This window comes from candidate division WWE3 bacterium (assembly GCA_026396615.1).
In the GTDB taxonomy this organism is placed as follows: Bacteria; Patescibacteriota; WWE3; order JAPLWK01; family JAPLWK01; genus JAPLWK01.
On record JAPLWK010000012.1, the window covers coordinates 1 to 11528 of the forward strand.

Sequence of the window (11528 nt, forward strand, 5' to 3'; positions counted from 1 at the left end):
AACTAAACCAGACACCGCCAGCCTTAACAAGTTGCGAGATGGCCCATTTAATGCCAAATGTAAGGCTTTTTAGCCCGCCATGCCCGCCAAGACTGTAAGTTGGAATCCCGCTAATGTTTATTAAAACTTTAGCGGGATTTTTTGTTTATTTACTCGCTGGTCTACCGAAAACGTCGGTGCTTTCATCTATTGTTCCACCCTTAGCGGCCGCCTCTTCTTTTGACATGACTTTTTCTTTACATTTAGTACAGGCGTACACGATGCCACCAGTCTGTTTGCCCTCTGGCGTTTTACCGTCCCACAGACCGGACGCTTTCCATTCATGTACACATTTTTGTTCAAATACTTCAGATATAAAAATCACCTCCTAATAATTCTTTATATCAATATTACCAGTTTATATTATATGGTACGCGTGGTGTTGAGGGTAATGTATTGACAATTAGCTGCTCGAGCAGTAAAGTGTCAATGGAAGAGGCAACAAGAATAATAATAAATATGGGTTCTAAATTAAATAAAGAAAATATTGTTGAGAAAGATTACGTCAAAGAACTGTCGCAGACCCTGTCCTCGCAAGTAGCCGGAGAATTACGCGCCAAGAAGTACGCCGGAACTAAAGAGGTTATAGAGATGGTGGGGGCCGGGGCGTTTTTAGCGGCGTCACTGATCGCTCCCAAGTTTTCTACAGTCTTCAAGTCGGTAATAAAAGATTGGGATGCTCCGGAGCCGTGGCGGCGTTTTAATATTCCTTACCTCAAACGAACTTTGGGGCGTCTGGAAAAACAAAAGTTGGTGACGATTCGGGAAGAAAATGGGTCGTCAGTTGTAGAAATTACCGCGTCAGGCCGGCGTAAAATCCTCAAGTTTTCCTTGAATGCCATTGAAATTAAAGTGCCAAAATCTTGGGACAGAACCTGGCGTTTGGTAAGTTACGACATTCCCAATGAGGAGCGGGTGTTACGGATGGAGGTGGCGGAGTACTTGAAGGCCTGGGGATTTTATCAGTTGCACGAGAGCGTTTATTTGCATGCCTACGCTTGCGAAAAAGAGGTGGAATTTTTGCGAGAATATTTGAGGGTTGGGCAGTACTTAAGGATTTTCATGGTTAACAGAATCGAAAACGACCAACCTTTCCGCGACTTCTTCGGAATTTCCTAAATTGACAGTTAGCTGCTCGAGCAGTAAAGTGTCAATGTTTATTAAAATTGGACAATAGTATTAGTATTAGCATTAGTATTAGTATTAGCAGGTTAGAGAGGCGGTTGCTTGATAATTGTTTGAAAGGCTCCCCAAAGAAACCTCTAGTCTGTTATTCCGTGATATAATCTTCCCAACATTCGATTTCAATTTTTAGAGATGTGAGAGATGAATATTTCGGATCGAATAGGTCTTGATCTGGGGACTTTGGTGCCCTATTCAGCGATTCCGTTGCCGTACGTGAGTATGGCGATTTGCGCCAGTATCACACGAGCAGCCGGTTATGCCTTTTGGCAGGCCCGTCCGCTCCGTGGTGTCTCTTGGTCGGCCATAAAGAAGACGGAAATACCGGTTCGGAGCATCGAGCCGATGTGGGATTACAATCCACGTAACTTGAAATTATGGTTGCGCTACCTACCGTTTCGACGAGGACTCGACGCTGCTAATTGTTTTATTCGGCTCGCGGCGGCTTTTCCCATGGCTTGGCAAATAAACGATTACTTAAGCGCCGTAGTGTTAAATGAGATTAACTTGTATGACCGTCGCGATCCTGCTATGTTGGCTACCGCTGGAATTTTAGGTCAGCAGTACGCTTTGGATTTGTGGCATATTCGGCAACTTACAAAGGCTGGGGAAATGGTGAGTGCTGATAATTCAGCTGTTCAAACGTTGATTTTAGCAATGCTGCCAACGACTAAAATCGTTCACGTTCAAACTCGGAGCAAGGTCGAGTTGCGGCGTTTTTTGCGGGGGGAGACAACGGAACTGGGCAAGTTGCTACGAGAGGTCGCCAAAGCTGGGTTTGAGGGCTTTTACGTAGTTGAGATCCCGCCATTACTGGCTGGTTGGACAACACCGCAGAGTTACGCCAAGGGTCTGCGAAAGTTTCGGGAGAGCATTCTGACTTACTTTCCGTAAGTCCCGTCCCGCCAAGTCAAGTCTGCAAAGACAGGATGAGGCGGGACATTTTTTTAATTTGAAATTTACAATTTGAAATTTGAAAATATGATTTCGTATCTTGTCGTGAATGGTGGGTGTGTGGTGTTGCGTTATTTAGATTTGTTTGATAGAATGAAGTCTGGAAGGCGCTCTCGGGCAGTGAGCGTCTTTCTTTATTTTTGACTGGTTGCTTTATGAACGAAGTGAATTTAGCAACCATCAATCCCACGAAGCTTTAGCGAAGTGGGATCGGTTGAGGGGGATTCCCTACAAAGGCGGGCAGACATGCCCCGCCACTACGTTGAATCGGTGTGACTGGATTCCGGGTCAAGCCCGGAATGACAAGGTGCATCGAAGTTCTTGACAACGATCTAAATATATAGTTAACTACCACTAGACGTTACTCTCCGATATTTCCTTGCGCCATGTTTATTTCTTATCCTAATTACTAAAATTTATGACCACTCCAACTAACGTTATTCCCGTAACCGCCGTTCCGACGATTTTCCCAATGCGCGAAGTTGGCAACGATTTTACCGAAGCTTCCTTGCAAAAAGTGATTGGTGTTTTGGAATTGTTACCGGATTTTGGGATTCTCCGTCAAAAGGACGGCATTGATACTTACGTTTCGTTATCGCAAATTCGTCGTTTTAATTTACGGGTGGGCGATTTTATTGAAGGTTTAGCCCGGCCTCCCAAAGAAAATGAACGTTATCTTTCAATGATTCGAGTCGAAAAGATTCAAGGCTTGGAGCCGGATAAGGCAAAAGATCGACCAAATTTTGACAAAATTACTCCCATATTTCCCAACGAGCAGATTAAGCTGGAAACGACTAAAGACGTCCTGTCGACCCGACTCATCGACTTGATCGCACCGATCGGGAAGGGTCAACGGGGCATGATCGTCTCACCGCCCAAATCCGGCAAGACCTGGTTGCTAAAAGACATTGCTCAGGGTGTAGCCACAAATTACCCAGAAGTGGTTCTAATGGTTGCTCTAATCGGTGAAAGACCAGAGGAAGTCACCGACATGGCCCGCAATGTTAAAGGCGAAGTGTTTGCTTCTAATTTTGACGAGTCGGCCGAATTACAAACGCGAGCGGCCGAGATATGCTTGGAACGGGCCAAGCGGCTCTGCGAAGTCGGCAAGGACGTCGTCATCCTTTTAGATTCTATTACTCGTTTAGCCCGAGCTTACAACATGACGGTGCCACCAAGCGGCCGAACTCTCTCCGGAGGATACGATCCGTCAGCCCTTTACCCCAGTAAGCACTTCTTTGGGGCGGCTCGCAACTTGGAAGACGGCGGCTCTTTGACGATCATTGCAACTGCTCTGGTCGACACTGGCAGTCGAATGGATGATTTGATATTCGAAGAATTCAAGGGAACCGGTAATATGGAACTGCGACTCGACCGGGCTTTAGCCGAGCGCCGCACTTACCCGGCCATCGACATCCAGGCCAGCGGAACGCGTCACGAAGAGCTTTTGTTTGGCAAAAAAGAGCTGGAGAACATATTTAAGTTGCGCCGAATGGTCGATCTTCTCGATGGCAAAGACTCGACTTCGCTGGTCCTCGAGCGTTTGAAGAAGACGGAGACCAACGAAGAGTTTCTGAGGACTCTGCACGAATCAAAATGACGCTCGCTTCGTTCGCTACCAATTTCTGAGGCAGAAATTGTAAAATACCGTGTTATAATAAGAAGATGCTTAAATCCGGTCGTTTAAGCCGTCTGATCAACATTTTTCGCTCCTCTGCTTACCAGTTACCCCTCCTAAACAAACCCTGGTATTATCGTGTTTTCCAGATTGGAGCCGATTTTATAACTTTTAGTGGTAGTTTTTCCGAGTATTTACTAAAGATTCCCGGTCGTTTCTTTAAATACTTAGTAACTTTGACCAAAAAATCAACGTTACTAATTGACGATTTACGCTTTAAGACCGTGCGCAGCCTGGTGTGGTCACGCGGTCGACTGGGACGCCCCGTTATTCACTTTGGCGTTTTAATTTTAGCTTCAGCCGTTTTTATCGTTGGCGGGGCCCTGCAAAGTAATTTCGTGGAAGCCAAGCCAATAACGCCGGACTTAATGCCGGCCGCTTCCGATATGGCTTTGGGGTCTAATAGTGCTAAGACCGCCGAACCAACCTTTAGGGACGCCCCAATTGACTATGTGGTGGCTTCCGGTGACAGTTTTTCAACGATCGGGAATAAGTTTAACGTCTCCGTCGATAGTCTTTTATACGCTAACAATTTAGCCGGCTACTCGTATCTTTCCGTCGGTCAAAAACTAGTCATTCCGCCGATGTCCGGTCTTCTCGTCACCGTCGCTAGTGGCGACACCGTCTCGGGGCTGGCGGCCAAGTATCAAGTACCGCCGCAAGCGGTCGTTGACGTCAACTATTTAGACGAGCCCTTTACTTTGCGAGTTGGACAGAAATTAATGTTACCGGACGGTAAAATTCCGCTAGTGCCCGTGCCTGTCCTCGCCGTCAACCCCGACGCTCTGGTTCCTCAGGCGGTCGGCCAGGTTTACAACGAGTCTTTTGCTTACGGTTATAAGGGTGGGGAAGCCAAAATTACGGGGACGTCATCCTTCCAATGGCCCACGGAGCATCGCTACATTACCCAGTACTTTAGCAGCTACCACCCGGCTTTAGATATTGCCATTGATAGCGATATTTTAGCCAGCGATGCCGGCACGGTCGTCCGCAGCGGTTGGTGGCCGAATGGTTTTGGGAATGCCATTGAAATTGATCACGGTAACGGTTACACGACGACTTACGGTCACATGAGCCTGCTTTCCGTGTCGGTCGGGGAGACGGTTAGTAAAGGTCAAGTTTTGGGGCATATGGGAAACACGGGGCATAGCTTTGGCGAGCACGTGCATTTTATGATTAAGTACAACGGGGTGCCGGTGAATCCTTTGCAGTTCTTCTAAACCCTTCGTCATTCCGGCCCCAGAGCCGGAATCTAGTAAACGACCCAAATAAATTTTTAATTTTTAAAATCCAATCTGTTACTGGATTCCGGGTCAAGCCCGGAATGACAGGGTGGGTTGGTGGACCCTAGGAGATTCGGACTCCTGACCCCCACTATGCCATAGTGATGCTCTACCAACTGAGCTAAGGGCCCACGACAGTTTTGTATTCTAATCGTTTTTGTCATTCCGGGCAAGCCCTCGCCCCGAAGGGGCCCCTTTGGGGCGCGACCCGGAATCTAGTTACTGGATTCCGGCTCAAGGCCGGAATGACGAGTGGTGTTTCTAAAAACCATCTTCTTATTCGGTAAATTTTCAATCGTAAAAATTTTGGTTGATTGGGTAGGTTTTATAAGATTTATAGGTTCTATAGGTTTTATATGACTTTTGATCGTTTTTATTATCGTATTAGTCAGGTCATCAAGGCCAAGATGGCTCTGAGCGGAGATAGCGACGATTTTAGTGCCTTTTGGAAGTATCTTTTTTAGGTCCTTGGTGACTGTAGTGAGGGTTTTCGCGTCGACTAAGTCTACCTTTGAGATCACAACGATCTCGGTCTTCTGGGCCAGTACCGGCGACCAGAGGGCTAACTCAGTGCGAATGGTTTGGTAGTCTGTGGCAATGTCTTTGCTGTCAGCAGCAATTAGATGGACTATTACCGGGCAGCGCTCAATGTGGCGCAGGAAGCGGTCGCCCAGGCCCTTGCCTGAAGAAGCACCGGCGATTAGGCCGGGCAAATCGGCAAGAACTATTTTTTGTGGGTTACTGGATTCCGGGTCAAGCCCGGAATGACGAATAACAACCCCCAAATTAGGTTCTAAGGTGGTAAATGGATACGCTCCGACCGCGGCTTTGGCACTCGTCAACGTGTTTAAAAGCGTCGATTTGCCGGCGCTGGGCAGTCCAACGAGGCCAGCATCCGCCAAAATCTTTAGTTCTAATTGCAATTCTTTTTCCTCACCAGCGGTTCCCGGGGTCCACTCCATGGGGCGCTGGTTAGTGCTGCTGCGGAAGACGTAATTGCCTTTGCCACCGATGCCTTTGCTGGCTATTAGAACGCGCTCTCCAAGTTTAGTTAGGTCTGCGATAAGGGTTTTGGTATCGGGTTGTACCAGGTAAACCAAAGTTCCAATCGGTACCTTAAGCACGAGGTCCGCACCGCCGTGGCCGGTACAGTTGTTTTTGCCGCCGCGATTGCCGTCGTCGGCTTTAAAGTAACGCTGGCTGGCAAAGTCGGACAGGGTTAAAAGGTTAGAATCGGTCTCCAAGTAAATAGAACCACCATCACCGCCGTTACCGCCATCGGGGCCGCCTTTAGGGCGAAACTTTTCACGGTGCCAAGAAACAACGCCGTCACCGCCGTTACCAGCCTTAATCTTTATAGTTACGAGGTCTACCATGTTTGCATTATACACGTAGGGGTCGCATTTATGCGACCCTCAATCGAGGGCGGGATGAATCCCGCCCCTACGTTAATCGTTCCTTTTCAAATGTTGTTGTAGTGAGGTTTGACAAACAAATACGATCTAACGTAGGGGCGCCATTTATGACGCCCTCATCCGATCGGATCGAGGGCTTGATGAATCAAGCCCCTACGTTACGTTATTTATCTTTTGGAGGCTGATGTTGTTGCGGTTTTGGCAGAGGAGGAGGCGACCAGGGCTTGCAGTTCGGCTAGGGTTTTAGAAACGGCGGCGAAATCATCCGGTGACTTTTGCTCGTCTAGTAAACTCTTGGCGGCCCCGATTTCCTGAATGGCGCCGGGGTAATTCTTTAGAGCCGCCAGGACCAGGCCGAGGTCATAATGGGCTTGGGTCGAACTATTGTCTACATTAATGGCCCCTTGGTAAATTTGGGCGGCCTCTTGGTAGGATTTTTGGCTGATCAGAAGGTCGCCCAGAGAAATGCGGGTCTGGACGTTGTAAGGATCAAGGTTAATGGCTTGTTTGTAGGACGTTAAAGCACCAGTCAAGGCATTCTGATCCGAGTCTTTCATGGCGTCATAAACACTGGCTCGTAACTGCCAGTTAAGGGCGCTATAAGGGTCCAAACGGGTCGTAATAAAGTCAGACTGGGTAACGGCAATTTGAGCTAGAGCGTTGATATTGGTTTTATCTTGATCCGCAAGCGTTTGCTTTTGCGAAATCAGTTTAGCAATCGCCAGAGCCGTCCCTGCATATGTTCTTCGGTAGCTGTCATTCAAAGGATTAAGGTTCACCGCTGTTTGCTGCATGTCCAAGATGCCCTGCAGATTGTCACTCTTAATGCTATAGCTTTGGAGGAAGTTAATGTCGGCCGCTAAAGCTCGCAGCGGGAAGTAAATGACTGCTATCAGAATTGCTCCAATAACGGCGGCGACGGTTTTGCCAATCGGCGTCTGCGGATTATTAAGATGCTCCCAGCCGCCTTCTACTCCCGCCAGCAAGCCGCCAATAACGACTACTATTAATAAGTTACTAACGGTAAACGGGGTGACCAGCGAGCCGATAATGAAGACCGTCGCAAAGGCCAAAACGTCAGCTCGGCGGTGTTTAAGAGCGGTCAACAGGATTGAAAGCATCAGAATAATGATTGCCGCGAGTCCCACGATGCCGCTAGTCGCCAAGCTTTCAAAATACTGATTATTGGCTGCGGCAAAGACTTGTAAAGTCGGCCGGACTTGAGTATATAAACTTTGGAAATTACGGACGCCCACTCCAAAAAACGGTCGGTTTTTAATGCTCTCCGCGGCCACCAGCCAACTGCCGGCCACTCCCACTTCTGGCTGTTTGGTCACTCTTTCTTTAAACGGGGAGAGTCCGGCCATGCCACCAATCATGACCGCTAAGGCCGTCATAATAATCACGGCGCCAATCGCGGTTGGAACGACTAGTCGTGATTTCTTTTTGAGTTCTTCCACGGCCGTCAAAACTAGCAAAATAACGGCCGATATCAAGAATACTAAACTATTACTGCCCACTGTCACATTCATCCCGAGGCTTTTGAGGGGCGAGACTGTTACCACTAAAGTAAAGATGGCTAGGCCCGTGGCCCCGATAAAAAAGGCGACTTTAAGCAGTCGTCCGGTCGACTCGGTCAAACTCAACGTCAACGTGTACAGTATCAAGATGGCGAGCGGCAAATACGTTTCCGGGCTGCCAATGCTTTTTAGAAAAGTGGGGGAGAAGGCAGCCGCGGCCAAGGTCACTAGAGTCCAAATTAAAAGACCGATACTGATTAAATTAGAACGCCATTTGATGACCGTTCCCATGGAGACCAGGATCAGAATCACTCCCAGGCCCAGGCCGGCTAGGACGAGGAGAATTATCACCCGCCACAGTTCGGGGGAGATGAAGCTGAGGGTGGGAAGACTGGGGAAGACTACTATTATAAGGGCCAAGATGGTGGTGATTATTTTTCCGATTGCGCTTGCTGACAATTTCATAAGCAGTTATTTAAGAGTAGCGTAGATGGAGTTAATTTTCAAGGCCCAACCAATTCGTCATTCCGGGCAAGTCCGCCAGCTGGCGGACGAGACCCGGAATCCAGAAACGCTCACTACGTTCACTACCAATTTACGCGGCGTAAATTGTAAATAAAAACGGCAAACGTAGGGGCGACATTTATGACGCCCTTAACCGATTGGATTAAGGGCTTGATGAATCAAGCCCCTACGTTTTTATCGGAAGTTACTGGATTCCGGCTCAAGGCCGGAATGACATGTTGGTTATGGCCCAAAACGGACGGCCGAGTTTTCGTTGTACAGCGTCTTTACCTGGGTTCCGGTGAGCGCATAGTTATACAGACGAACGTCGTCGAGTTGGCCGGCGTAGTAAGTGGAGCCAACGAGAGCGAGTTTGATAGCGTTCGCTGTAATCCCCGTCGCGGTCGTCACGACCACATGATTCCAGACTCCAGCAGTAAGAATGGGAGCCGTCTTTAAAACTCCGTTGACATAGTAAACAGGCGCAGTAAAGTTGTTGGCGGCGATTGCTCCTGTTGCCGCTGTCACCGAAACGCCGGAGGCTAGTTGCAAAATGGAACTAGTATTAGAAGTGGGGTAGGCCCAGAAGCTGACGGTTTGGACACCAGCTATCGAGGTTGGTTGGTTGACGTAGTCGCCAACGCCGTCAAACGCCAATGACGCTCCGTATTTCCCTGTTGTTCCGCCGTTCCACATTTCCGTGCTTACGCCGGAGTTACAGCTGCCAGCGGTGCGGCCGGTGTTGGGCGTTATAGTTCCGTCCATTCCTGCGGCCTGGCCGTTGCCATTCAGGGCGGAGTTATGGGCGATCGTTCCAGAGCACTCGTTAAATTTATACTGAGCCACCGGGGCGCCGCGATTAAAGTCCCAGGCAATCTGGGCGGGAGTGCGGGCGTAGGCATACATGCGAATGCCGTCTAATTTTCCGGTCAGCGAAGTCGTGCTAATCCGGCCGAATTGAATAGCATTGGCAGTGATAGCCGTTCCCGTCGTAATAGTGACGTATTGCCAGGCATTGGCAATGAGGGTGGAAGAGGCTGCACCATTCACATAAATGGTGGGAGTATCAAAACCGGTAGCCGCAATAGTGCCTCTCGAAACGGAAATGTTCGCAGCGGTAGCAGCCGTTCGCAGGTCAACTAAATTCTGAGTGGTGGTAGTGGGGTTGACCCAAAATTCAACGCTTTTAACTGACGGTGAGCCTGTAATAGTGACGGTGTCTGTCCCACCGTTAAAATTAAGCGCTGTTCCAAATTTGCCGGGTTTAAAAGTGGCGCCGGTAATCGTGCCACTGTAATTGTTGCCTGAAGTATCGTTGACGACGGTGCCGGTGCCTTCGTCGAAATTATATTCAGCGATGGGGGACGTGCAGCTGGCGGTATCTCCTGGGATACAGTATGACGAAGCCGAAGAGTTAAGGGCGGTAAAAGGAGCGGCGTTGTTGGTGGAAACGGCGCCCCAAGCGAGGGCTGATGAGTGGTTATAGTCGAGTTTGACTTCGTCTGCTGATAAAGCATAAGGATAAAATTTAAATTCATCGATCGTGCCCGCTAAGTTGCCGTAAGGAGTGGCGGCCGAATCGTCCTGGCCGATTTTGAGTAAGTTGGTGGTGTTATCTGGCGCAGTGGTGAGCGCAGTCGAACCAGTTAGGGCGCCATTAACATAGATGCGCAAAGTTGCTAGGTCATAGCTGCAGGTGACCTGAGAGTAAGTGCCCACTGTTAACGCGCGGCCGACGGACTGAGCGGCGGTTTGCCAAGTCGTCGCCTTGATTTGGCAACCAACGTTGCCACTGGCGTCTGTAAAGATGCGAAATTCCTCCGCTTTTGCTATCAACGTCTTCGAAGCCACCGAAGTTGCCGGGTTAATCCAGATGGAAGTAGTAAAGTTGCCAGGGGTATCCGCCTTGGCGGAGGAGGTTAGGCAGAATAGGGAGAATAGGGTTAATAGGGCGAATATTTTCGGTATTTTGGGATTTACACGGATTTTAAATGTTTTCATTTGACTTTTTTGTATTTCTTTGATAAACTACTTGGATAAACCGGGGCCGAGCGCCGATTCTCCCGTAAAGTCGTGGAGTTTAAGCGCCCACCGGTTGCATTAAAGATTGGATGGGGCAGTAGCCAGACGTAACCATTCGGCTCTAAGCTGCTCACAAAGCATCCAATCTTTTTTGTTTCACGGCTTATCAATGTTTTCATAGTATCGTAATACTTCTCCCGCGGTAATAGTAACCCCTTTAGCCTTTTTCTTCATCGCTGCATACCCTTTGAGATGCGCATTAGATTTCTTACCAACGTGCGCAAACCAAATATCAGGGCTTCTTGTTTTCTCAATCAAAAGTATTTGAGTAATGTATGACTTAATATCAATCTCATGATTAGTATACTCACAGTCAATTTCTACTGTCCCTGCTTTTGACGTTATTATTGCCTTAGCGCATAGCACAGAAAACGTGAATAGTTTAAAGATTAGAGGTTTATTAAGTTCGCGGAAAAAAAGCTTTAATTTCTGTTTTTCGTTACTATTAATGGAAAAAATGATTGTTTTACCATTAGCTAGACAAACATAAGTGACTTTACTCGTTTCCTCTATTTTATTTGACTGGTCAATTTGATATTTCATATATTTAATAGCTCACATCCGGTACGCTGACGAAACTGCCCGTGCTGCCACTTAAGGTTACACCTTTAGCGTACTTGCCACTTTGACTCCAGGTTGTTGAATTAAGTGTCCCGTTGAAGGGCGAGCCGGCGCTACCTGAGTTGTTCGTCGTCGTTCCGAAGCCTTCGTCAAACTTGAGAGTGACGGTCGCGCCGCGGCCGTTTGCAGAAATAGCTGATCCTGGCGCTGGAGACGTGCGCATCTGCATGTCTTCCAGAATCTGCCGGGGCGAGCGGGGATAGGTGTATATTTTTAGATCGTCGACGGTACCTTGATAAAGACTCGATGG

10 protein-coding genes and 1 tRNA gene are annotated in these 11528 nt (G+C 48.3%); 4 read left to right on the top strand and 7 right to left on the bottom strand.

Annotated features, from left to right (window positions below; translation table 11 throughout):
* Positions 1-145: 145 nt before the first annotated feature.
* Positions 146-364: a hypothetical protein gene (locus NT141_04575; GenBank protein ID MCX6784304.1), complete on the bottom strand. Its 219-nt coding sequence runs from the start codon at positions 362-364 to the stop codon at positions 146-148.
* Between the two features lie 134 nt (positions 365-498).
* Here NT141_04575 and NT141_04580 point away from each other — a divergent pair, with 134 nt between their 5' ends.
* From NT141_04580 to NT141_04595, 4 genes are all read left to right on the top strand, one after another.
* Positions 499-1158, top strand: a complete 660-nt coding sequence (locus NT141_04580; protein ID MCX6784305.1) for a hypothetical protein — start codon at positions 499-501, stop codon at positions 1156-1158.
* Positions 1159-1365: 207 nt separating this feature from the next.
* Positions 1366-2115: a hypothetical protein gene (locus tag NT141_04585; protein ID MCX6784306.1), complete on the top strand. Its 750-nt coding sequence runs from the start codon at positions 1366-1368 to the stop codon at positions 2113-2115.
* A gap of 532 nt (positions 2116-2647) precedes the next feature.
* Positions 2648-3775, top strand: a complete 1128-nt coding sequence (gene rho / locus NT141_04590; GenBank protein ID MCX6784307.1) for a transcription termination factor Rho — start codon at positions 2648-2650, stop codon at positions 3773-3775.
* 65 nt (positions 3776-3840) lie between these two features.
* On the top strand, positions 3841-5073 hold the full coding sequence (locus NT141_04595; protein MCX6784308.1) for a peptidoglycan DD-metalloendopeptidase family protein: 1233 nt from the start codon (positions 3841-3843) through the stop codon (positions 5071-5073).
* 118 nt (positions 5074-5191) lie between these two features.
* Here NT141_04595 and NT141_04600 read toward each other — a convergent pair.
* From NT141_04600 to NT141_04625, 6 genes are all read right to left on the bottom strand, one after another.
* A tRNA-Ala gene (locus NT141_04600) sits at positions 5192-5267 on the bottom strand.
* Between the two features lie 84 nt (positions 5268-5351).
* On the bottom strand, positions 5352-6512 hold the full coding sequence (gene obgE, locus NT141_04605; GenBank protein ID MCX6784309.1) for a GTPase ObgE: 1161 nt from the start codon (positions 6510-6512) through the stop codon (positions 5352-5354).
* A gap of 206 nt (positions 6513-6718) precedes the next feature.
* Positions 6719-8536 (bottom strand): tetratricopeptide repeat protein, encoded by a 1818-nt coding sequence (locus tag NT141_04610; protein ID MCX6784310.1) that lies wholly within the window; start codon positions 8534-8536, stop codon positions 6719-6721.
* A gap of 282 nt (positions 8537-8818) precedes the next feature.
* On the bottom strand, positions 8819-10576 hold the full coding sequence (locus NT141_04615) for a LamG domain-containing protein (GenBank protein ID MCX6784311.1): 1758 nt from the start codon (positions 10574-10576) through the stop codon (positions 8819-8821).
* Between the two features lie 177 nt (positions 10577-10753).
* The gene (locus tag NT141_04620; GenBank protein MCX6784312.1) at positions 10754-11200 is read right to left on the bottom strand and encodes a hypothetical protein; all 447 of its coding nucleotides are present in this window, start codon (positions 11198-11200) and stop codon (positions 10754-10756) included.
* A 4-nt stretch (positions 11201-11204) separates the two neighbouring features.
* On the bottom strand, positions 11205-11528 hold a 324-nt coding region (locus NT141_04625; protein ID MCX6784313.1), incomplete at its 5' end, for a hypothetical protein.

What these genes read in the sequence shown, in the direction of transcription:
- NT141_04585 (MCX6784306.1), top strand. Translation starts at nt 1,366, where the DNA reads ATGAATATTTCGGATCGAATAGGTCTTGATCTGGGGACTTTGGTGCCC.
- NT141_04595 (MCX6784308.1), top strand. Translation starts at nt 3,841, where the DNA reads ATGCTTAAATCCGGTCGTTTAAGCCGTCTGATCAACATTTTTCGCTCC.
- NT141_04615 (MCX6784311.1), bottom strand. Translation starts at nt 10,576, where the DNA reads ATGAAAACATTTAAAATCCGTGTAAATCCCAAAATACCGAAAATATTC.
- NT141_04580 (MCX6784305.1), top strand. Translation starts at nt 499, where the DNA reads ATGGGTTCTAAATTAAATAAAGAAAATATTGTTGAGAAAGATTACGTC.
- NT141_04620 (MCX6784312.1), bottom strand. Translation starts at nt 11,200, where the DNA reads ATGAAATATCAAATTGACCAGTCAAATAAAATAGAGGAAACGAGTAAA.
- NT141_04610 (MCX6784310.1), bottom strand. Translation starts at nt 8,536, where the DNA reads ATGAAATTGTCAGCAAGCGCAATCGGAAAAATAATCACCACCATCTTG.
- obgE (MCX6784309.1), bottom strand. Translation starts at nt 6,512, where the DNA reads ATGGTAGACCTCGTAACTATAAAGATTAAGGCTGGTAACGGCGGTGAC.
- rho (MCX6784307.1), top strand. Translation starts at nt 2,648, where the DNA reads ATGCGCGAAGTTGGCAACGATTTTACCGAAGCTTCCTTGCAAAAAGTG.